We start from the raw sequence: 21441 nt of genomic DNA, 5'->3' as shown, positions 1-21441 counted from the left end.
CGGATGACGTTCCCGAAGATGACGTTCGACAAGCCGATCCCGGTCTCGCCGCTGATCGCCCTCGATCGCGAGCGCTGCATCCTCTGCTACCGCTGCACGCGCTTCTCGGGCGAGGTGGCGGAGGACAACCAGCTGATCGCGCGGAACCGCGGCGCGTACACCGAGATCGCGACGTTCGAAGATGACCCCTACCGCGCGGCGTTCTCCGGGAACGTGATCGAGCTCTGTCCCGTCGGCGCGCTCACCTCCACGCAGTACCGGTTCGAGGCGCGTCCGTGGGAGATCCAGGAGGTGCCGACGACGTGCGGGCTGTGCCCCGTCGGCTGCAGCACCCGCGTGACGAGGCGTGAGGGCGCGGTGAAGCGTGTCCAGTCGCGCAACCACCCCGAGGTGGACGGCGGCTGGCTCTGCGACAAGGGCCGCTTCAGCTTCCCGCATCTCCGCGCGCAGGACCGCGTGCGCGAGCCGCTCGTCCGCGGCGACCTGGGGCTCGAACCGGTCTCGTGGGACGCGGCCCTCGACCGGGCGGAGGCGCTCCTGCGGGGCGCACGGGGGAGCATCGTGACCGCCCTCTCCGGCTCGGAGACGACCGAGATCGCCTACGGGCTCGGTGTGCTCATGCGCCGCGGGCTCGGCGCCCACTCCGCAGTCCTCGACGAGTCGACCTCCGCCGCCCTCGACGCGTTCCGGGCGCCGCTCTCGACGATCGGCAACGCCGAGCTGGTCGTCGTCGTGGGGGACGACGACGTCGTCGACCGGGCGCCGGCCGTCGACCTCTGGATCCGGCACGCGCGCCGCCAGGGGGCCGAGATCGTCACGATCGGCTCGCGGGGAACCGTGCCCGCTGCGCCCGGCGGCGCGGCCGACGTGTTGCACGGCCTCGTCGACGCCGGGAACGTGCTCGGCGAGCGCCTGCGCGGGTCCGACCGTGCCGTGCTGATCTGGTCGGGCGCCGGTGGAGGCGGCGGCGCGCGGCTTGCGGAGACGGCTCACGCACTCGGGTTCGAGGGCAAGCCCGGCTGCGCGGCCTTCCACCTGCCCGCTCGACCCAACGCGCGCGGGGTCGCCGAGGCGTGGGCCGCCGCGGCGGACGAGGACGAGGTCGAGCGCGAGGGGATCGGGCTGCTCGTCGTCTCGGGCGACGAGGCGGCGGCCGACCCCGGCGTCCGCGCGCTGGCCGAGAAGGCCGATGCAGTGATCGCCGTCACGATGTTCCATTCGCTCGCGGTCGGCTGGGCCGACCTCGTCCTTCCGGGGACGGCGGCGCTCGAGCGCGAGGGGACGTCGATGAACCTCGAGGGGCGCGTGCAGCGGCTCAGGCGCGCCGTCACGCCGCCGGTTCCCGACGAGCTCGCCTGGCTCTCGAGACTCGCCGAGCGCTTCGACGTCGAGCTGTCGCCGCACGCTGCCGTCGTGTTCGAGGAGCTCTCGGATCGGATCTACGGCGGCCTCGAGCTCGAGCAACTCGGCGAGCATGCCGCGCTGCCGGTGCGAGCGGCCTACGTCGCGCCGGAACCCGCCAGGGGCGAAAGCCTCACGGGGGACAGTCCCCTCCAGGGACAGTCCCCCCACTTCGTCGGGACGCTGCGGCTCGTCCGCTACACGCCGCTCTTCTCCGGGCACCAGGTCGAGCGGGTGCCCGAGCTCCAGTTCCAGCGGCCCGAGCGCGAGGTCGGGCTGTCCGTCCCGGACGCCGACCGGCGCGGCATCGCGACCGGCGACCCCGTCACCGTGCGCTCCAACGGGGCCTCGGTCGAGCTCCGCGCGCGAGTCGACCGAAAGCTCGTCGAGGGCGTCGCCCGCGTCGCCGACGAGCACGCCGCCGACCTCCACCTCGACGTCGAGGTCGTCCGGGCGTGACCGGCGCGATGACCATCGTGGCCGCGAACGGGGCGAACGGCGAGCCCTGGTGGATCGCGCTGATCAAGGCGCTGATCGTCATCAATCTCGTCCTCTTCGGCTTCGCCTACCTCACGCTGCTCGAGCGAAAGGTCATGGGTCGCATGCAGCTGCGGTACGGCCCCAACCGCGTGGGCCCGTTCGGGCTCCTCCAGCCGATCGCCGACCTCGTCAAGCTGATCCGCAAGGAGAGCTTCTTCCCGGCGGCGGCGAACGACGTGCTCTACATCATGGGGCCGTTCCTCGCCGCGTTCACCGCGATGACGACGTTCTCGGTGATCCCCTGGGGGCCGGGCTGGGAGATCGGCGGCTACCAGGTGAACGGCTACGTCGCCGACCTGCCGATCGCGCTGCTCCTGATCTTCGCCGTGGGGTCGCTCGGGGTCTACGGCTTCATCATCGGCGGCTGGGCGTCCGACTCGAAGTTCGCGCTCCTCGGCTCGATGCGCACGTGCGCGCAGCTCGTGTCCTACGAGGTGTCGCTCGCGCTCTCGGTGCTGGGCGTCGTGATCATGGCCAAGTCGCTCTCGCTGGTCGACATCGTCGCCGCGCAGGGCTCCGACGTCTGGTACGTGATCCCGCAGATCGTCGGGTTCGTGATCTTCATCCTCGCGGGCACGGCCGAGACGGCGCGGGCGCCGTTCGACCTGCCTGAGGCCGAGCAGGAGCTCGTCGCCGGATACCACACCGAGTACGGCGGGATGCGCTTCGGCCTCTACTCGATGTCGGAGTACATCAACCTGATCACACTCGCGGCCCTCGCCGTGACGCTCTTCCTCGGCGGCTGGCACGGGCCGTGGCTGCCGGGGCCGGTCTGGTTCCTGATCAAGCTGTTCGTGCTGCTGTTCCTGTTCATCTGGATGCGGACGACGCTCCCGCGCCTGCGCTACGACCAGCTGATGCGCTTCGGCTGGAAGGTCCTCCTCCCGGTCGCCACGATCAACGCGGTCGTGACGGCGCTCCTCGTCGTCTGGATCTAGGGTTTCGCGCCGATGCAGCCGTTCGGGACACTCAAGGGCTTCGGGGTCACGTTCAAGCAGATCTTCCGCAAGCCGATCACGCAGCAGTACCCCGAGTACAAGCGGCCCGTGTATCCGCGCTTCCGCGGCCGGCACCGGCTGCACCTCCACGCGAACGGGCTCGAGAAGTGCGTCGGCTGCTCCCTCTGCGCGGCCGCATGCCCGTCGGACTGCATCCGCGTCGTCGCCGCAGAGAACACCGCCGAGCACCGTGTCTCGGCGGGCGAGCGCTACGCGCGGATCTACGAGATCAACCTCTCGCGCTGCATCTTCTGCGGCTACTGCGAGCTCGCCTGCCCGTTCGACGCGATCACGCTCGGCAACGAGTTCGAGCTCTCGGAGTACTCGCGCGACGACCTGATCTACACGAAGGACATGCTCCTCGCCGAGCCGATCAAGCGGATCCCCGTCCAGGACGCCGACCTGTACGACACGCCCATCCCCGCCTACAAGCGCGAGTCGTAGAACCCATGGGGAATTTCCTCGTCTGGGTGATCTGGCTCCTCGCCGCCGCGGCCTGCGTGGGCACCGGACTGCGGGTCGTGACGGCGTCGAACCCGTTCTCGTCCGCGCTCTCGCTGATCGGGAACCTCGCCTCACTCGCGGTGCTCTACCTGCTCGCCTCCGGCGAGTTCGTCGCCGCGGCGCAGATCCTCGTCTACGCCGGCGCGGTGATGGTGATGTTCCTCTTCGTGATCGCCTACCTCGGCGGCCGCGCGGACGCGCCGTGGGCGGGGGGCACGCGTTTGATCCAGACGGCGTCGGTGATCGCGGCGACCGCGCTGCTCTCGGTCGTCTTCGTCGCGCTGATGCTGAACGCCGACGGTCGGCTCTCCGACGAGGCGGAGGTCACGCGGGCGTTCGGGTCGCCTGCCGAGATGGGCCGCCTCTTCCTCACCGACCACCTCCTCGCCTTCGAGATCACGTCCATCGTGCTGCTCGTGGCCGCCGTCGGCGGCGTGGTGCTGGGCATGCGCTCCGAGGACGAGGCGCTGATCGACGCGGGCAACGGGGAGCGCGCGTGAACGGTCCCGGCATCCCCTGGTACCTCGCGATCTCGGCGATCCTCTTCTCGACCGGGATCGCGGGCGTGCTCCTCCGGCGCAGCCCGCTGATCGTGCTGCTCTCGCTCGAGATCATGCTGAACGCGTCGAACCTCGCGTTCGTCGGCTTCTCCCGGCTGTTCGGGCAGATGGACGGACAGGTCTTCGCGCTCGCCGTGATGGCAGTCGCCGCCGCGGAGGTCTGCGTCGGCCTCGGGCTCATCGTCGCGATGGCCCGCCGGAACCTCGACCTCGACGTCGACCGCATGACGGAGCTGCGGGGCTAGACGAAATGGTCAACGGCGCCTGGGTCTGCCTGCTCGCGCCGCTCGCCGGCTTCCTCGCGATCCTGCTCGCCGGGACGCGGATCACCCGGCGCCAGGCGGGGATCGTCTCGACCGCCTCCGTGTTCGTCGGGTTCGCCGGGGCGCTCGTCGCCTTCATCGACGCCTGGACGCGGAGCCCCGACGACCGCACCGAGCTGACGACCGCCTGGACGTGGCTCCAGGCCGGCCAGTTCAAGGTCGGTCTCGAACTCCTGATCGACCCGCTGTCGCTCGTGATGATGCTCGTGGTCACGGGCGTCGGCGGCCTGATCGTCCTCTATTCGAACGGCTACATGGCGGGGGACGACGAGGAGCGCCGGTACTTCGCCTACATGGCCTTCTTCGTCTTCGCGATGCTCCTGCTCGTTCAAGGCGGCAACCTGCTGCTGCTGCTCGTCGGCTGGGGCCTCGTCGGGCTCGCGTCCTACCTCCTCATCGGGTTCCACCACGAGCGTCCCTCGGCCGTCGCCGCGGCGAAGAAGGCGTTCGTGATGAACGCGATCGGCGACGCCGTGATGGCGCTCGCCTTCTTCCTCACGATCTCGCAGGTCGGCAGCCTCGACTACGGCACCGTCTTCGCCGCCGTCGACGACGGCGGGCTCTCGGACACCGCCGTCACGCTCTTGGCGCTCGGCCTGCTCGGCGGCGCCGTCGCGAAGTCGGCGCAGATCCCGCTGCACACCTGGCTTCCCGACGCCATGGAGGGCCCCACCCCGGTCTCCGCGCTGATCCACGCTGCGACGATGGTGACAGCGGGCGTCTACCTCATCTGCCGCACGCACCCCGTCTTCGAGGCCGCGCCGGACGTCCAGCACCTCGCCGCGCTGCTCGGGCTCGCGACGCTCCTCGTCGCCGGCGTGATCGCGCTCGTCCAGTGGGACATCAAGCGCGTGATCGCGTACTCGACGATGAGCCAGATCGGCTACATGTTCCTCGGCGCGGGCATCGGGGCGTACGGGTTCGCGATGTTCCACCTCGTCACGCACGCGTTCTTCAAGGCGCTCCTCTTCCTCGCGGCCGGGCTCGTGATCCATCGGCTGGACGGCGAGCAGGACATCCGGAAGATGGGCGGGCTCCGCAAGTCGATGCCCTACACGCACGCGACGTTCCTGATCGGCTCGCTCGCGCTCGTCGGGATCCCCATCTTCGCCGGCTTCTGGTCGAAGGATGCGATCCTCGCCTCGGCGCTCGCCTACGGCGGCGGCCTGGGCTGGGTGCTCTACGTCGGAGGGCTCCTCGGCGCGCTGCTCACGGGCCTCTACTCGTTCCGCCTCTATTACCGCGTCTTCCACGGCGAGCCCGCCGCGGAGGCGCACGGGGCGGAGCACCACGGCGAGGGAGACCGGTCGATGCTCGTTCCCGTCGGGGTGCTGGCGGTGGGGTCGACGGTGGTCGGCTTCCTCGCGATCCCGGGTGTCTGGGAGCCGTTCGAGACGTGGCTCGAGCCCGTCGTCGAGCCGCTCGTGACCCCCTCCACGACGCAGGAGTGGGCGACGAGCGCCGTCGCGGTGGCGCTAGGCGCGCTCGGGATCCTTCTCGCGCGGCGCGCGTTCCTCGCCGGGCGCGAGCTCGTCCCCGACGGCGCGGTGCGGACGACCCTCGAGCACAAGCTCTGGTTCGACGAGCTGTACCACGCTCTCTTCGAACGCCCCGGCCAGGCGGTTGCGGCGCTGCTCCGCGACCGGGTCGAGACCCCCGTCGTCCAGGGCGGCCTCGACGAGGTCGCCGGGGAGACGCTGCGCGGAGCGACGCTGACGTCGAGCCTCCAGAGCGGCCTGCTCCGGACGTACGCGCTCGCCTTCACCGTGGCCGTCGGAGTCCTGACCCTCGTCTTCCTGGTGGTGCGGTAGGAGTGCTGACGACACTCCTCATCGTCGTCCCGCTCGCCGGCGCGATCCTCACGTGGGTTTTGCCGCTGTCGCGCGAGTCGACCGCCGGCTTCGCGCTCCTCGTCGCGCTCGCGGAGGTCGGGCTCTGGCTCGGCAGCGCGCGCAACTTCGACTTCGGAAGCGACGCGCAGCAGTACTCCGCGAACAGGGAGTGGTTCGACCAGCTCGGCATCTCCTACGCGGTCGGCCTCTACGGATTCCAGTACTGGCTCGTCGGCCTCACGATCGTCGTCGGGGCGTGCGCCGTGGGCTACGGCGCCTGGGTAGGCCGTGAGAACGCGCGGGCCTACTTCGGGCTCCTGCTCTTCCTCGTGGGGGCGCTCGTCGGCGTCTTCGCGGCGCAGGACCTGATCGTCTTCTACGTCTTCTTCGAGGCGATGCTGATCCCGATCTACGTGCTCGTCGGCGTCTGGGGCGGCCCGCAGCGCCTCAAGGCGACGGTCACCTTCGTCATCTACACGATGGTCGGTTCGCTGCTGATGCTCGCGTCGATCGTCGCGTTCGGCGTCTCACAGGGCACCTTCCTGCTCGCCGACATCGGGACGAGCTCGAACGACTGGATCTTCCTCGGCTTCCTCGCGGCGTTCGCGGTGAAGGCCCCGCTGTTTCCCTTCCACGGCTGGCTCCGCCTCGCGTACACCGAGGCGCCGCCGGAGGTCGGTGCGATCCTCTCGGGCGTGGTCTCGAAGGCGGCCGTGTTCGGGCTCGTCTGGATCGTGCTTCCGCACTTCCCGGAGCCCGTCGAGGACTTCCGCACCCTCGTGCTCGTGCTCGCCGCCGTTACGCTCGTCTACGGGTCGGTCCTCGCCTTCCGCCAGCCGGACATCCGCGGCGTGGTCGCCTACTCCTCGATGGCCCAGATGGGGCTCATCGTCCTCGGGATCTTCGCCGTCAACGACCTCGGCCTCGACGGCGCGGTGCTGCACTCCGTGAACCACGGCCTCGTCTCGGCAGGGTTCTTCCTGCTCGCGGGCATGATCGAGACTCGTGCCGGTACGGGCAGGTTCTCGGAACTCGGCGGGATGGCGAAGGGTCGACCGATCCTCGCGACGCTCGTGCTGACGCTCGGGATGTTCACGCTCGCCGTGCCGGGATCGACGAACTTCGCGGGCGAGTTCGCGATCCTCTCCGGCGTCTTCGACCGTGGCTGGGGCTACGCGGCGGTGGGCGCGGCGGCGATGGTGCTCGCCGCGCTCTACGCGCTGCGGATGATCTCCGCGATCCTCCACGAGCGCCGCGGCGCCGCGGTGCGAGAGGACGCAGGCGACCTCGTCGGCAACGAGCTGATGCTCCTCGTGCCCCTCGTCGCGATCCTCGCGGTCCTGACCGCCTGGCCGGCGGGGATCACCGAGCGGTCGTTCCCGGCCGACCGGCCGGCTGCGTTCATCGGCTCTCAGCAGGGGGTGGGCGCGCCGTGATCGACACACCGTCGGTCGACTGGCTCGCGCTCTCCCCCACGCTTGCGCTCCTCGCGGCGGCCGGGCTGACGCTGCTCGGCGCGGTGATCGTGCCGCGCGAGACGGAGCGGGCGTTCTCCGTCGTCGTGTCCCTCGCCGGTTTCGGGACGTCCGCGGCGCTGTCGGGCGTCGTCTTCGACCGCTCCGCCGACCCGAGCGCTGTGGTCGTGGAGTCGATGACCCGCGACCGGCTCGGCGCGCTCGCGGCGATCATCATCGCGCTGGTCGGCGCGGCCGTCGTCCTCGTCTCGGCCGGCGACGGGCGGCGCTCGCACGTCGGCGAGTTCTACGCGCTGATCGCGGCGTCGACCGCCGGGATGGTCTTCTTCGTCTCCTCCGGCAACCTGATGACGATGTTCCTGGCGCTCGAGTGGTTCTCGATCTCGCTGTACGTGCTCTGCGCACTCGACACGCACCGCCGTGAATCGCTCGAGGCGGGCCTCAAGTACCTCATCGTCGGCAGCTTCGGCTCGGGGATCCTGCTCTTCGGCTGCGCGCTCGTCTATGGGGCGACCGGAGAGCTCGGCTTCAAGGCGATCCAGGAGGCGACGGGCGCCGACGACCCGCTCTTCGTCAGCGGCATGGCGATGATCCTCGCCGGGCTCGCGTTCAAGGTGTCCGCGGCGCCGTTCCACATGTGGACGCCGGACGTCTACGAGGGAGCGCCGACGCCGGTGACGGCGTTCATGTCGGCCGCGACGAAGGTGGCCGGTCTCGTCCTCATGCTCCGCATCCTCGTGACCGCGTTTCCGGAGCAGGCGGAGATCTGGTCGGTCGCGGTGGCGGTGCTCGCGGTGTGCTCGCTCGCGGTCGGCAACCTCGCCGCGATTGCGCAGAGCGACCTCAAGCGGCTCCTCGCCTACTCGTCCGTCTCGCACGCGGGCTTCCTGCTCATCGCGATCGCCGCCAACTCGAACGCCGGTACCGAGGCGCTCCTCTACTACCTCATCCCCTACTCCGCGGCGAGCGTCGGCGCGTTCGCCGTCGTCGCCGCCCGCGAGCGGGAGCAGGGTCGAGCGGTGACACTCTCGTCGCTCGAGGGTCTCGGCTGGGAGCGGCCGTTCCTGGGGGTCTGCATGTGGTGGTTCATGCTCTCGATGGCGGGCTTCCCGCTCACCGGCGGGTTCCTCGGCAAGCTGTTCGTCTTCTCCGCGATCTACGAGGCCGGCTGGTGGTGGCTCGTCGTGGTGGGCGTGCTCGCGACCGCGCTCTCGCTCGCCTACTACCTGAACGTCGTACGGGCGCTCTACACGCGCTCCGGGGAGGTGCGGGGCGACGTCGTCGTCGCCGGCGGCTCGCCGCCGCGCGACGTCCTCCTCGAGACCGCCGCGGGCGCAGCCCTTGTCGTCACGATCGGGTCGTTCTTCTTCGTGCAGCCGCTCGTCGACCTCGCGAGCGACGCGGCGGCCGCACTGCCCTTCTAGCTCGGACGCGGCGCGAGTCGGGGAGCCCGGGCAGCGCCGGGCTCCCCTCTGCCGTCGGCGCGGCGGCTGGCGCTCGACCGGCGCTCAGTGCTTCGCGAGGCCGTTGCCCTTGCCGTTGCCGTTCGGGGCGCTGTCGGACGGGCCGTTACCCTTGCCGTCGCCCGCCTGGCCGTTGCCCTTGCCGTTGCCGTTCGGGGCGTTGTCGGCGCCGTTTGCGTTGCCGTTCCCGTTGGACACGCTCCCCGACGCCGGCGCGCTCTTCCCCACGAGCCCGGGGGGTCCGCAGTGGGTGTGGTTCTTGTCCCCGTAGCCCCAGCCGGGCCAGCACGCGTACGACACCGTGACGGTGAAGCTGCCGGCGTTGTCCACGAACAGGTCGTCGTTGACGGCGAAGACGAGCTGGCCCGTGCCCGAGAGCGTCGTCGGCCCCGTGCCGACCTGCACCCACGGGCCGCCGCCGACGCGGCCGACGAGCCCCCAGGCGGGCGCGCCGGGGAGCACGAAGCCGCCGTAGCCACTCGTCGTCGTGTTCCACGGCGCGTAGCCGTTCGGGCCGGGGCAGAAGCTGTCCCCGAAGGGGCACACGGCCCCGGACGCCGTGACGGTGACGCTCATCCCGCTCGTGAGGACGAGCCCCGTGCTCGCGCCCGGGACCGATCCGCCGCCGACGGTGTACGTATTCGTGACTGTCGTCGGGCCCGCCGCGACAGCCTGCGCCGCGACCGCGAGCGCGAGGATTGCGACGAGGGTCGCCAAGCCGCTCAGCCTCTTCATCGATCTCCCCCTCTCGATCTGCGCCGCACCGGTGCGCGGCGTCCGCAGGCAAGGGATCGGCCCGGGAGTGGGCTCGTCCCATCCCTCGTGTGAGGATGCGTACGCGGCGCTACGCCGCCTCGGCGACCCAGCGCATCGGGTCGCCGGCGCCGAGATCGGTGATCCCGACACTGTGGAGAGCTCCGATCGCGAGCGTGCGCCGATGCGCGGCAAAGGTGAGAACGTGAGCAATCATCCCGCCGTAGGTGAACACCTCGGGCGGCTCGCAGATCGCGTCGACGAAAGTCTCGTCGAGCCTCGACCCGTCGATCACCTCACGCGCCCGGTCGAGGAACACCGGTCCCGCGTCGCGGAGGCGCGCCCGAATCGACTCGATGCTCTCGCCCCGCTCGACCTCGAAGTCGTAGGCCCGGCTGTCCATCGCGGCGTTCCACATGTCCATCTGTCCGACGAGCCGCGACAGGAGCGACCGCAACGTCGGGTCGTCGTCGACGCCCTCGACGGAGAGCTCGATCGGCGCGTCCAGCTGCTCGTCGGTCAGGGCCCCGGCGCGGTCGACGATCTCCCCGACCAGCCAGACGTGGTGCTCCACCATCTTCCTCATCAGGTCCATCGAGCTCACCTCGTCTCTCGCGGGCAGCCGGAGGCCGCCGGGTGGATGGAAGTGCACGCCGTTCGGCGTGTCGAGCTGGATCCGGGCGGGAGCGGCGCGCCAGGACGCCGGGGCCGCCCCGTACGCGCGACGGAAGGCCCGCGTGAACGCCTCGTTCGACGAGTAGCCCGCCTCGAGCGCGACCTCGAGCACCGTCGCGCGCGTCGTGACCAGCCGGAACGCTGCCCGCTCGAGCAGGATCCGCCGCCGCAGGCGCACCGGCGTCTCGCCGGAGACCGCGCTCACGACGCGGTCGAAATGGAACCGCGAGAGGTGCGCGCGGGCGGCGAGGTCCTCTCCGCTCGCATCGTGGTCGTCGAGACTCTCGGCGAGGGAGTCGACGAAGGTCGTGAACGTGTCCATCAGCTGCAACGCCATGCTCGCACCCTGCATGTCGCTGCGGGGCCTCGCTTGATCGTTCTTGCGGTTCGGGTCGAATCGCTACGCTCGAACACATGGCTACGACACTCACCTGGCTCGGGCACGCCGCCTTCCGCATCGACACCGAGGCAGGCACGCGCGTCTACGTCGACCCGTTCTTGAGCGGCAATCCGCGCTGCCCCGAGGGCGAGCGTGAGCCCGAGCGCTGCGACCTCGTCGTCGTCACGCACGGACACGGTGATCACCTCGGCGACGCGGTCCCGATCGCTCAGCGCTTCGACTGCCCGGTCGTCGCGCCGGTCGAGCTGCGTGACTGGCTCAGCACCGCGCACGGCCTTCCGGAGGACGACCTCCAGGCGCTGAACAAGGGCGGTACCGAGTCGTTCGCGGGCGTGCGCGTGACGCTGACGGATGCAAACCACTCTTCGAGCACATGGCACGAGGGCAAGATCCTCTACACGGGAGAGCCGACGGGCGTCGTGTTCCGGCAGGAGGGCGCGCCGACCATCTACGTCGCGGGCGACACCAACGTGTTCGGCGACATGGCGCTCATCCGCCGGCTCTACGCACCAGACGTGGCGGTGCTGCCGATCGGCGACCACTTCACGATGGGCCCCGAGGAGGCGGCGGTCGCCGCAGAGCTCGTCGGTGCCCGCCGGGTCGTCCCGTCGCACTACGGGACCTTCCCGCTGCTCAGCGGGACACCGGACGCGCTCCGGCCGCTGCTGCCCGACGGCGTGGAGCTGCTCGTGCCCGAGCCCGGCGAGACGCTCGAGCTCTGATGCGCGAGCGCTGGTTCGGTGCGACCGGCCGCCGCGTCCCGGCCATCGCGCTCGAGGGGTCGTTGGACCTCGACGGGGCGCTCGTCCTCGACTCGGTCGACGACGACGAGGCGCTCCGCTCGGCGCACGCCGAGGGACGGCCCGTCGTCGTGCGGGCGATCGACGCAGACGGCGTGGCACGTGCCCTTCGCCGGCCGGAGGTGGCGTGCGTCCTCGTGCCGGACAAGAGGCTGCTCGAGCTCGACCTGCCGGAGCTGACCTATGGCTGACCGCGTCGCGACGTATTCGATCTGCGCCTGCGACCTCGCCGCGGGGCAGTGGGGCGTGGCGACGCAGTCGAAGTTCCTCGCCGTCGGCTCCGTGGTGCCGTGGGCGGAGCCGCACGTCGGCGCGATCGCGACGCAGTCGTACGCAAATCCCCGCTACGGGCCCGACGGCCTCGCCCTCCTGCGCGACGGGCTTTCTGCGGACGACGTCGTCCAGCGCCTGACCGCCGCCGACGAGAACCGCGCGCAGCGCCAGCTCGGGGTCGTCGACGGGGCGGGCCTGGCGGCGACGTTCACCGGCGAGGCCTGTCATGCCTGGGCCGGAGGGCGGACGGGCGACGGGTACGCCGCACAGGGGAACATCCTCGTCTCCGCCGCCACGGTCGACGCGCTCGCCGAGAGCTTCGAGGCGAGCGCGGGGAAAGCCCTTGCCGAGCGGCTCCTCGACTGTCTCGATGCCGCGGAGGCGGCGGGCGGCGACAGCCGCGGCCGTCAGTCGGCGGCTCTCCTCGTCGTCGAGCGCGGCGGCGGCTACGCAGGGCTCTCCGACTCCCTCGTCGACCTCCGCGTGGACGACGCCGAGGACCCGCTCGCGGAGCTGCGTCGCATCCACCGCTTGCACCACGATCTCTTCGGACGGACGCCGCGCGATGAATGGCTCCCGGTCGACGCCGAGCTCCGTGCCGAGCTCGACGGGCTGCTCGCCGGCGCCGGGCACGACAGCCTCGCCTCGTGGGCCGGAGTCGAGAACCTCGAGGAGCGGATCGAGGGCGAGGATGCGATCGATCCCGTCGTCCTCGCGCGCCTCCGGGAGAGCTCGTGAGCGACCGCTACGCGGTCACGTCGCTCGACGAGCTGGTCGGGTTCGAGATCCCCGGCCAGGCGCGGTGGCACAGGATCCGCTCGACGCTGGACGTCGGGGCGTTCGGCATCAACGCGTGGACGGCGACCGAGGACGGCCAGCAGGTGATCGGCGAGCACGAGGAGTCGTCGGGCGAGAGCCACGAGGAGATCTACGTCGTCCTCTCGGGCGAGGCGACGTTCACGCTCGACGGCGAGACGGTGTCGGCGCCCGCCGGGACGGTCGTGCACGTCGCCGATCCGGCGGTGCAACGGGGCGCGGTCGGCACGGCCGGCACGACGATCCTCGCCGTCGGCGCCAAGCGCGGACAGGCGTTCACGCCGTCGACGTGGGAGCGCTCCTCCGAGGCGCTGCGCTTCTGGCCGACGGAGGAGTGGGACAAGGCGATCGAGATCCTCGAACGGCATCTCGCCGAGACGCCGGACCACGCCGGGACGCACTACAACCTCGCCTGCGCGCACGCCCGCGCGGGGCGGCCGGACGTCGCGCTCGAGCACCTCGCGCGCGCGATCGAGCTCCAGGGCACGTTCGCCGAGTACGCGCAGTCGGACGAGGACCTGGTCTCTCTGCGCGAGGATCCGCGCTTCCCGGCAGCATGACCGAATCCGGCAGGATCTGGAGCGCGCGCGAGCGCGCGGACGAGCGAGAGGAGCCGTCGTGGGCGAGACCGTGAAGTACACCCTGGACGAGAGCCGCCTGCCGGAGGCCTGGTACAACGTCGCCGCCGACCTGCCGGAGCCGCCCGCGCCGGTTCTGCACCCCGGGACGGGTAAGCCCGTCGGGCCGGACGACCTGGCGCCGCTCTTCCCGATGGAGGTGATCCTCCAGGAGGTCTCGACCGAGCAGCGCATCCCGATCCCGGACGAGGTCCGCGACGTCTACCGGCAGTGGCGCCCGACGCCGCTCTACCGCGCCCGGAGGCTCGAAGCCGACCTCGGGACGCCGGCGCGCATCTTCTACAAGTACGAGGGCGTCTCGCCCACCGGCAGCCACAAGCCGAACACGGCCGTCGCGCAGGCGTTCTACAACGCGCGCGAGGGCGTGAAGCGAATCGCGACGGAGACTGGTGCGGGGCAGTGGGGCTCGTCGCTCGCGTTCGCGGGATCGCTCTTCGGGCTCGAGATCGACGTCTACATGGTGCGGGTCTCGTACGACCAGAAGCCGTACCGGCGCGCGCTGATGGAGGCGTTCGGGGCACGCTGCGTGCCGAGCCCCTCCGAGGAGACCGCCTCCGGCCGCGCGATCCTCGCCGAGCACCCCGACTCGACGGGAAGCCTCGGGATCGCGATCTCGGAGGCCGTGGAGCAGGCCGCCCAGCGCGACGACACGAAGTACGCCCTCGGCTCGGTCTTGAACCACGTCCTGCTCCACCAGACGGTGATCGGCGAGGAGGCGATCGCGCAGATGGACCTCGCCGAGGCGTACCCCGACGTGCTGATCGGCTGCACGGGCGGCGGGTCGAACTTCTCCGGGCTCGTGTTCCCCTTCGTCGGCCAGAAGCTGCGCGGCGGCTCGGACGTCCGGGTGATCGCCGTCGAGCCGGCGGCGTGCCCGAGCCTGACGCGGGGCGAGTTCGCCTACGACTTCGGCGACACCGGCCACCTGACGCCGCTCGTCAAGATGCACACGCTCGGGTCGACGTTCGTCCCGCCCGGGTTCCACGCCGGCGGCCTGCGCTACCACGGGATGGCGCCGCTCGTCAGCCACCTGCACGAGCTCGGCCTGATCGAGGCGCGGGCCTACCACCAGATCTCGGTCTTCGAGGCGGGCGTGCGCTTCGCACGCGCGGAGGGGATTCTCCCGGCGCCCGAGGCGAACCACGCCGTCAAGGCCGTGATCGACGAGGCGCTGCGCTGCAAGGAGGAAGGAAGCGCCGAGACGATCCTCTTCAACCTCTGCGGTCACGGCCACTTCGACATGCAGGCATACATCGACTACTTCGCAGGCAAGCTCGAGGATCGCGCGTACGACGAGGGCGACCTCGCGTTGGCGCTCGCAGGGCTGCCGCCGGTCGCCGTCTAACCGCGCCGACGACCGCTGTCGCCCGGCAGTCGACGGCCGCCGGCGAGGTCGCGGAAGCCCGGGACCGGATCGAACCCGGGCCGCGTCGCGAGCACGACGGCCCCCGGCTCCGGTCCCGCCAAAGCGCCGACGAGCAGCTCGAGTCCGGCCGCGAGGGCGAACGCCTTGTGAGCCTGCGGACCGCCGAACGGGACGAGCTCGTCCGGACGCGCCCTCCCCGCGAGGACGTCCCCGTGGGTGACGGCGCCCATCGACACGTCTGCGACGAACGGTCGTCCGTCGGACGACGGCACCGCGATCGCGATCGGGTTGGTGCCGGTCAGCGGCGGGCCGCCTGAGGGATGCGGAAGCCGCCGCGGCGACGTCGCCGTGACGACGGCAACGAGCCCTATCTCGGCAATCCGGCGGGCCCACGAGCCGAGCACTCCGGTCGGGAAGCACGACTCCGCCACGACGAGCCGCGCGCGGTCGGGCGGATCGGCGGCGAGCGCGTCGCAGATCGCGGCGAGCGTGAGATGGCCGAGGGCGCCGCGTCCGTGCCATCGCTCGAACCCCTCGGTGCGCTCGATCCGCTCCGGTCGTGCCGACGGGTCGCGCTCTTCCTCGAGAAGCCCTTCCAGCCATGGAATGCGCGTCATGCCGTGACCGTGCTTCCCCGCGTCGTCGGCCTCGACGAGATGGGCGACGACGGTCTCGGCGGCGCTCGCGGCCAGCCCGGCCGCGCGGAGCCGCTCGACTGCCTGCTCGGGCGTCACCGACGCGAGCCTACCGCCGCTCGCAGGGGTGTTTCGGCAGGTCGGTTCGGGGGTACGATTACATCCTCCTCACAGAGATCTGTGAGGATGCATCTGAATGGCCGCGCCTCCCCCCGGCGCGGACGTGCAGGACGGCAAGGGGCCCACCGCCGCAGGGCTCGCCGTCATCGGAAGGGAGCCTCCGGGCTCCCTTCCCTGCAAGACGATGCGGGGTAACCATGTCTTCCCCACGGCCTCTTCTGCGTCTGGGCAGGTCACGCCCGGCGAACCGGCCTCCGGCCGCACGCCGATTTTCACTGGTTACCGGCGTCGGCGAGCCGTTCGTCTAGAGCACGGTCAGTTGCTTGCGGATCGCGCCCGCACGGCGGGCCTGTACCGCCTCTGCCAGATCGCGGATCGCCGCGCTGACCTCCGCCTGCGGCGCCGCTTCGAGTACCGGTCGGCCTGCGTCCGATGCCTCGCGCAGCGCCGGATCGAAGGGGATCCGGGCGAGCACGGGCGCATCGATCTCGGCGGCGAGCGCGTCACCGCCTCCGGTGCCGAACAGCTCCTGTCCCGTGCCGACGAGCCAGGCCATGTTCTCGACGACGCCGAGGACGCGCATCCCGGTTTTCTGCGCCATGACGGCGGCGCGGACCGCCACCTGCTGCGCGGCGGGCTGGGGCGTCGTCACGATCACCGCTTCCGCCCTCGGCAACAGCTGACCGATCGAGATCGCCACGTCGCCCGTCCCGGGCGGCATGTCGACGACCAGCGTGTCCAGCTCGCCCCAATGAACGTCGGAGAGGAACTGCTCGAGCGCCTTGTGCAGCATCGGCCCCCGCCACATGATCGGGCCGTTGTCCTCCGCGAACAGGCCGATCGACATCACCTTCAGGTCGCCCCGGACGGGAGGCACGATCAGCGAGTCGACGACGACCGGCCGCTGCGTGACGCCGAGGACGTGCGGGATCGAGTAGCCGTACACGTCTGCATCGAGGACGCCGACGCGCTCACCACGCTCCGCGAGCGCGGCCGCCAGGTTCGCCGTGAGGGTCGACTTGCCGACGCCCCCCTTGCCGGAGGCGACCGCGACGACGCGGGTTCCGGGATCGAGCCGGATCTCCCGCTCGGGACGGCCTCCGCGCAGCCGCGAGGCGAGGGCTGCCTTCTCCTCGGGTGTCATCACGTCGAAGTGAAGCGTCACGGCGGAGACGCCCGCGACCGACCCGACGTGCGACGCGACCTGATCCTGGAAACTCGACCGGAGCGGGCAGCCGGCGACGGTGAGCGCGATCGTCACCTCGACCGCGCCGTCGGGGGAGACGACGACGTCGCGCACCATGTCGAGCTCCGTGACAGGCCGCCGGAGCTCGGGGTCGATCACGCCCTCGAGCGCCTGCAGGATCGCGTCGCGGTCGGGGGTCATGTGGTCAGCCTAGCGAGCGGCAGGCGGCCGCCGACTCACGCTCGGCCGGTGACAGTTGTCGCAACCAGCCTCAGAGACCGTTCCTTGTCAAGAGGGCCGATCGGGACATGTCCCTTCGGCCGCGGCGCGTCGCCCCGGTCGGGCGATCGCCGATGAGCCCACGCCTCGCGCCTGTGGAAGAACGGGCACCCATTCGGCACGGTTTTCCCCTTGACGAAGATCGGTCTCTGAGACCGATTGCGCGGCGCGCCGAGAAACGGTTCACGTCAGCGCCGCCGCGACCATCGCGCACAGCTCGTCGGTGGCGGCCGCCACGACCCTCGACCGCTGGCGGAGATCGAGCGGGGCTGCGCCGAACGGCGGGTCTTCGAAGAGGTCGATCGCGTAGCCCCGCTCGCGCACGAGGAGCTGCGCTGCCGCGATGTCGACCGACCGCGCCGGCTTCAGGCAGCAGACGGCGTCGACCCGGCCCGCGGCGAGGTGGCACAGGGAGAGCGCGAGCGAGCCCATGATGCGGAGCCGGTACGCGACACCGCGCATCTCCGACGCAACCGCCGCGATCGCGTCCGTCGTCGTTCCCTCGAGGGCGAGGATCTCGATGTCGGGCTTCGGGCCGGGCGCCTCGAGCGGCGCACCGTCGCGCGACGCGCCCGCGCCGCGCTCCGCGGCCCACTCCTCCCGCGACCCGAAGTCGTAGACATAGCCGAAGACGACGTCGTCCATCGTCGGCCCGTCGGCGACCGCGAGCGAGAGCGAGAAGAACGGGATGCCGCGCTTGGCGTTCACGGAGCCGTCGATGGGGTCGACCACGACGGTCGGCGGGCCGCCCGAGCCGATGACCTGCACCCCGATCTCCTCCGAGACGAGCGTCAGGCCGACCCCGAGCTCCTCGAGCCGCCGCACCACCGCTCCCTCTGCGGCCGCGTCGATCGCCGTCGTGTCGTCACCGCCCTCGCCCGCTCCGAGCACCGGCTCACGCTCGAGACGGGTCGGGAGACCGGAGAGCACTTCCTCGAGGTCGCGAACGCAGGCGCGTGAGACATCGAGCCAGTCGATCACGGGTCGACCGGGTGGATCAGGAGACCCGACAGGAGCTTCGGGAAGAAGTACGTGGCCTTCTGCGGCATCGTGCGCCCTGCGCGCGCCCGGGCGAACACGTCGTCGACCCGCAGCGGACGCAACAGGAAGGCGCAGTCGTCGTCGCTCGCCAGTCGGCCGAGCGCCTCCTCGCGGTCTGGCGTGTACGAGAGACCGTCGTGGCCGAAGCGGTCGACGAGCTCGACGTCGAGCTCATCGTCGGCGCCGCGCACGAGCCGCGCCTGGCTCCCTCGGACGAAGACGACCGCAGCCTCGTCCGGCCGAGCGGCCTCCAGCGCGTCGATTGCTGCACCAACGCTCGCGAACGACTCGCCGGCCGGGTCGATGTCCGGCCGTCCCGCGAACACACGGTGCGTGGGAAAGATCTCGAGGCCTGGGTCGGAGGTCGCGACGAGGACGGCGAGAAGCCGGTCGGCCCCGTCCTCACGGGCAAAGGCGACCGCCGTCTCGTAGCGGTGGTGGCCGTCGGCGATCAGGAGCTGGACGTCGTCGAAGAAGGACTCGACGCCCGAGTCTCCGTCGATCCGCCACAAGCGGGTTCCCTCGACCTCGAGCTCGGGCGGACGCCCGGCCGGCCGGGCGAGCGGTGGCGAGCCGTCGTAGAGCAGGAAGATCGGCTCGAGCTGAGCGCGTGTTGCTCGGAGCAGGGCCAGGCGGCCCTCGATGGGCCCCGGATGCGTGCGCTCGTGCGGGAGCACCGCACCGCTCTCGTACGGCTCGGCGCGCAGCGACGCCACGACCCCGGCGCGCGAGCGTGCGACACCGTCCGGACCGACGAAGTCCTGCTCGAGCCACCAGACGGCGGGCGCCTCGTCGCGGACGAGCACGCCGTCGGCGAGCCAGCTCCGGAACCGCTCCCCGGCCGCCTCGGCGTCCGGCTCGAGCGTCAGATGGACGACGTTGTGCGGGTCGCGGGCGCGGAGCTCCGCGCCGGCCGAGTCGTCGATGACGTCGTACGGCGGTGCTGTCTGCGAGACGTCCGGCCGCGCGTAGCGAACGGCGCGGAACGGGCGGACGTCGGCCACCGCGCGAGCCTACACTCACGCCGTGGCGACGATCGCGGAGCTCGTCGAGGACCGCACGGTCGACGCCGTGTTCGCGGTGGCCAGGAAGCGACGCCTGACGACGCGCGGCGGCAAGCCGTATCTCGCCCTCGAGCTCGTCGACCCGAGCGGCCGCATCGAGGGCCGCGTCTGGCACGACGTCGAGCTTCTCGACCGGCGCTTCGCCGAGGGCGACGCGGTGCGCGTCCTGGGGCGGGTCGAGCGGTTCGACGGGCGGTTGCAGCTCGCCGTCCGCACGGTCGAGGCCGCAGACACGGATCCAGGCAGCCTCGCGCCGACGCTTCGCCGCGATGCCGACGAGCTGGAGGGGTTCCTCGAGTTCCTCGCGGCGGAGATCGCCCATTCGGGGCTCGCGTCCCTCGTCGGCCGCGTGCTGGACGACGAGACACGGTCCGGCATGCGGTCGCTCCCGGCCGCCGGAGCGGATGGGCACCACGGCTACGCCGGCGGTCTGCTGGAGCACACCGTCGGTGTCACGACCCTGGCGCGAGAGACCGCGCAGCACCACCCGCGGCTGCGGGCCGACCTCCTGCTTGCGGCCGCGCTGCTCCACGACGTCGGCCGCGTGCGCGAGCTCGGGCGCGGCCCGTCGTTCCGGCCGACGCGCGAAGGGGAGATCCTGGGCCACGTCCAGCTCGGGGTGCGCCTCGTGGACGAGCGAGCGGGCGCGCTCGAGGCGACCGTTCGTGCCGAGCTCTTGCACGCGATCGCCACGCACCACGACCGCACCGCAACGCGCACTGCGGAAGCGGCGGTCCTGTACCACGCGAACCAGCTCGACGCGGTCGCCGCAACCCGCCCGGTCGGCGACAGCTGACACCGCGTGGCGGCGATCCTCGCGCTCCTCGGCGCGGCCTCGTGGGGCGTCGGCGACTTCTTCGGCGGGCTCGCCGCACGGCGGGTGCACGTGCTCACCGTCCTCGTCGCCTCTCAGGCGGTCGGGCTCGTGGGAGCGGCCGTCTGGCTCGTGGCCTCGCTCGAGTCGCCGCCGGACGCCGTCCACCTCCTCCCCGCGGCGGGAGCCGGCGCCTGCGGCGCGATCGGGCTCGCAGCGCTCTACCGGGGCATGGCTGTCGGCGCGATGGGCATCGTCGCCCCGATCTCCGCGGCGGGCCCGGTGGTGCCGCTCGCGGTCGACTCGACGCGCGGAGTGTCGCCCTCCCCGTACCAGTGGCTCGGGATCGCCGCGGTGCTCGGCGGGATCGTCCTCCTCGCACGCGACGCGGACGCAGGGCGGACGCCGAAGCTCGCATCCGGCGTGGCCCTCGCGCTGGTGGCGGCCGCCTCGTTCGGGCTCTTCATCGTCGGGCTGGACGCTGGCGCCGACGAGAGCGTCGCGTGGACGATCCTCGTCGCCCGCGGGACGTCGACGGCCTTCGCGCTCGTGCTCGCAATGGCGGTGTCCGTCGGGATCCGTCCGCCGGGTCGCCTCTTCCCCGCCATCGTCGCGATCGGCCTCTTCGACACGACGGCGAACGTCCTCGTCGCCTTCGCGACGACGGTCGGGTCGGCCGGAGTCGTCGCGGTGCTGAGCGCGTTGTACCCGGTTGCGACGATCGTCCTCGCACGGGTCGTGCTCGGCGAGCGGCTCGACAAATCGCGGCGGCTCGGAGGTGCACTCGCACTCGGCGGCGCGGCCGTGGTCGCCGCCGGCTGAGTCAGACGTTGAAGCGGACGTTGAGGACGTCGCCGTCGGCGACGACGTAGGTCTTGCCCTCGAGCCGCTGCGTCCCGCGCCGGGCTGCCTCGGCGTGCGAGCCTGCGTCGAGCAGGTCCTCGGCCGAGATCACCTCACAGCGGATGAAGCCCCGGGCGATGTCGGTGTGGATCGTCGCCGCGGCGTCGAGCGCCGTCTGGCCACTGCGGAGCGTCCACGCCCGCGTCTCCTTGTCGCCGGCAGTGAAGAACGTGATCAGGCCGAGCGCTTCCTTGAGGCGCCGGACGACCTCGTCGAGCGCGGAGGGCCCTTCGCGAAACTCGGCCGCCTCCTCGTCGGACAGCTCGACGAGCTCCGCCTCGAGCTTGCAGTCGATGCCGCCAGGGCCGTTCTCGACAGCAAGAAGCGGCTTGGTCGTAAGCGGGTCGAGCTCCGGCGGCAGCTCGTCGGGCCAGTCCGCAAGCGTTCGGCCCGCGTCGAGGTGGGCGAGCAGCGCGTCGAGCTGTGCAAGCTCCGCGCGCTTCGCCGCATCGCCCGACTTCGCCTCCTTCGCGACGCGATCGTGGCGGCGTTCGACGTGGTCGCGGTCGGCGACGAGCAGCTCGAGCTTCAGGTTCTCGAGGTCGTCGTCCGGGGTCGCTCCCTCCGAGAAGCCGTCGAGCA

The 21441-nt window shown here is 71.5% G+C and carries 22 protein-coding genes; 15 read left to right on the top strand and 7 right to left on the bottom strand.

Annotation, left to right across the window (positions count from 1 at the left end):
- From VNM44_RS13615 to VNM44_RS13580, 8 genes are all read left to right on the top strand, one after another.
- On the top strand, positions 1-1860 hold a 1860-nt coding region (locus VNM44_RS13615), incomplete at its 5' end, for a molybdopterin-dependent oxidoreductase (protein ID WP_325626433.1).
- 8 nt (positions 1861-1868) lie between these two features.
- Positions 1869-2879 carry an NADH-quinone oxidoreductase subunit NuoH gene (gene nuoH, locus VNM44_RS13610; protein WP_414652983.1) on the top strand — a complete coding sequence of 337 codons (1011 nt, stop codon included), beginning with the start codon at positions 1869-1871 and terminating at the stop codon, positions 2877-2879.
- A gap of 12 nt (positions 2880-2891) precedes the next feature.
- Positions 2892-3383, top strand: coding sequence for an NADH-quinone oxidoreductase subunit NuoI (gene nuoI, locus VNM44_RS13605; RefSeq protein ID WP_325626431.1), 492 nt, complete (start codon positions 2892-2894; stop codon positions 3381-3383).
- Positions 3384-3388: 5 nt separating this feature from the next.
- Positions 3389-3943 carry an NADH-quinone oxidoreductase subunit J gene (locus VNM44_RS13600; protein ID WP_325626430.1) on the top strand — a complete coding sequence of 185 codons (555 nt, stop codon included), beginning with the start codon at positions 3389-3391 and terminating at the stop codon, positions 3941-3943.
- Positions 3940-4248: an NADH-quinone oxidoreductase subunit NuoK gene (gene nuoK / locus VNM44_RS13595; RefSeq protein WP_325626429.1), complete on the top strand. Its 309-nt coding sequence runs from the start codon at positions 3940-3942 to the stop codon at positions 4246-4248. Before VNM44_RS13600 ends, nuoK begins: the two co-directional genes overlap by 4 nt.
- Positions 4249-4253: 5 nt before the next feature.
- A complete protein-coding gene (gene nuoL / locus VNM44_RS13590; protein ID WP_325626428.1) occupies positions 4254-6137 on the top strand; it encodes an NADH-quinone oxidoreductase subunit L in 1884 nt (627 codons plus the stop codon).
- 2 nt (positions 6138-6139) lie between these two features.
- Positions 6140-7594, top strand: a complete 1455-nt coding sequence (locus VNM44_RS13585) for an NADH-quinone oxidoreductase subunit M (RefSeq protein ID WP_325626427.1) — start codon at positions 6140-6142, stop codon at positions 7592-7594.
- Positions 7591-9057 (top strand): NADH-quinone oxidoreductase subunit N, encoded by a 1467-nt coding sequence (locus tag VNM44_RS13580; RefSeq protein ID WP_325626426.1) that lies wholly within the window; start codon positions 7591-7593, stop codon positions 9055-9057. The genes VNM44_RS13585 and VNM44_RS13580 overlap by 4 nt, the downstream gene beginning before the upstream one ends.
- An 84-nt stretch (positions 9058-9141) precedes the next feature.
- Here VNM44_RS13580 and VNM44_RS13575 read toward each other — a convergent pair whose 3' ends face one another.
- Both VNM44_RS13575 and VNM44_RS13570 read right to left on the bottom strand, forming a co-directional pair.
- Positions 9142-9813: a hypothetical protein gene (locus tag VNM44_RS13575; RefSeq protein WP_325626425.1), complete on the bottom strand. Its 672-nt coding sequence runs from the start codon at positions 9811-9813 to the stop codon at positions 9142-9144.
- A gap of 127 nt (positions 9814-9940) precedes the next feature.
- Complete coding sequence (locus tag VNM44_RS13570) at positions 9941-10861, bottom strand: AraC family transcriptional regulator (RefSeq protein WP_325626424.1); 921 nt, start codon at positions 10859-10861, stop codon at positions 9941-9943.
- A gap of 77 nt (positions 10862-10938) precedes the next feature.
- On the opposite strand from VNM44_RS13570, the gene VNM44_RS13565 reads away from it, so the two are divergent.
- The 5 genes from VNM44_RS13565 to VNM44_RS13545 are packed head-to-tail and all read left to right on the top strand — an operon-like array spanning position 10939 to position 14796.
- Positions 10939-11646 (top strand): metal-dependent hydrolase, encoded by a 708-nt coding sequence (locus VNM44_RS13565; protein WP_325626423.1) that lies wholly within the window; start codon positions 10939-10941, stop codon positions 11644-11646.
- Positions 11646-11915, top strand: a complete 270-nt coding sequence (locus VNM44_RS13560) for a hypothetical protein (protein ID WP_325626422.1) — start codon at positions 11646-11648, stop codon at positions 11913-11915. The genes VNM44_RS13565 and VNM44_RS13560 overlap by 1 nt, the downstream gene beginning before the upstream one ends.
- Positions 11908-12735, top strand: a complete 828-nt coding sequence (locus VNM44_RS13555; protein ID WP_325626421.1) for a DUF1028 domain-containing protein — start codon at positions 11908-11910, stop codon at positions 12733-12735. Before VNM44_RS13560 ends, VNM44_RS13555 begins: the two co-directional genes overlap by 8 nt.
- On the top strand, positions 12732-13373 hold the full coding sequence (locus VNM44_RS13550; protein WP_325626420.1) for a TPR end-of-group domain-containing protein: 642 nt from the start codon (positions 12732-12734) through the stop codon (positions 13371-13373). Before VNM44_RS13555 ends, VNM44_RS13550 begins: the two co-directional genes overlap by 4 nt.
- A gap of 58 nt (positions 13374-13431) precedes the next feature.
- Positions 13432-14796, top strand: coding sequence for a TrpB-like pyridoxal phosphate-dependent enzyme (locus VNM44_RS13545; RefSeq protein WP_325626419.1), 1365 nt, complete (start codon positions 13432-13434; stop codon positions 14794-14796).
- On the opposite strand, the gene VNM44_RS13540 is transcribed toward VNM44_RS13545, so the two are convergent.
- The 4 genes from VNM44_RS13540 to VNM44_RS13525 all read right to left on the bottom strand — a co-directional run bounded on the left by VNM44_RS13540 (position 14793) and on the right by VNM44_RS13525 (position 19082).
- Entirely contained in the window at positions 14793-15551 is a 759-nt protein-coding gene (locus tag VNM44_RS13540; protein WP_325626418.1) for an Ldh family oxidoreductase, read from the bottom strand. The genes VNM44_RS13545 and VNM44_RS13540 overlap by 4 nt on opposite strands.
- Positions 15552-15876: 325 nt before the next feature.
- On the bottom strand, positions 15877-16959 hold the full coding sequence (locus tag VNM44_RS13535) for an Mrp/NBP35 family ATP-binding protein (RefSeq protein ID WP_325626417.1): 1083 nt from the start codon (positions 16957-16959) through the stop codon (positions 15877-15879).
- Between the two features lie 261 nt (positions 16960-17220).
- Positions 17221-18018, bottom strand: a complete 798-nt coding sequence (locus VNM44_RS13530; RefSeq protein ID WP_325626416.1) for an inositol monophosphatase family protein — start codon at positions 18016-18018, stop codon at positions 17221-17223.
- Positions 18015-19082: a DUF1015 domain-containing protein gene (locus VNM44_RS13525; protein WP_325626415.1), complete on the bottom strand. Its 1068-nt coding sequence runs from the start codon at positions 19080-19082 to the stop codon at positions 18015-18017. The genes VNM44_RS13530 and VNM44_RS13525 overlap by 4 nt, the downstream gene beginning before the upstream one ends.
- A 22-nt stretch (positions 19083-19104) precedes the next feature.
- Between VNM44_RS13525 and VNM44_RS13520 the strand changes: the two genes are divergently transcribed.
- Together VNM44_RS13520 and VNM44_RS13515 are read left to right on the top strand one after the other, a co-directional pair.
- The gene (locus VNM44_RS13520; RefSeq protein ID WP_325626414.1) at positions 19105-19938 is read left to right on the top strand and encodes an HD domain-containing protein; all 834 of its coding nucleotides are present in this window, start codon (positions 19105-19107) and stop codon (positions 19936-19938) included.
- A 6-nt stretch (positions 19939-19944) separates the two neighbouring features.
- Positions 19945-20778 carry an EamA family transporter gene (locus VNM44_RS13515; protein WP_325626413.1) on the top strand — a complete coding sequence of 278 codons (834 nt, stop codon included), beginning with the start codon at positions 19945-19947 and terminating at the stop codon, positions 20776-20778.
- A 1-nt stretch (position 20779) separates the two neighbouring features.
- Here the strand turns inward: VNM44_RS13515 and VNM44_RS13510 are convergent.
- Positions 20780-21441 (bottom strand): DUF933 domain-containing protein (locus tag VNM44_RS13510; protein WP_325626412.1); only part of this gene is annotated, 662 nt, incomplete at its 5' end.

It is taken from the genome of Gaiella sp., from assembly GCF_035558935.1.
Taxonomy (GTDB): Bacteria; Actinomycetota; Thermoleophilia; order Gaiellales; family Gaiellaceae; genus Gaiella.
The sequence above is the reverse complement of the archived record's forward strand: the minus strand, read 5'-3'. Positions and strand labels throughout refer to the sequence as shown.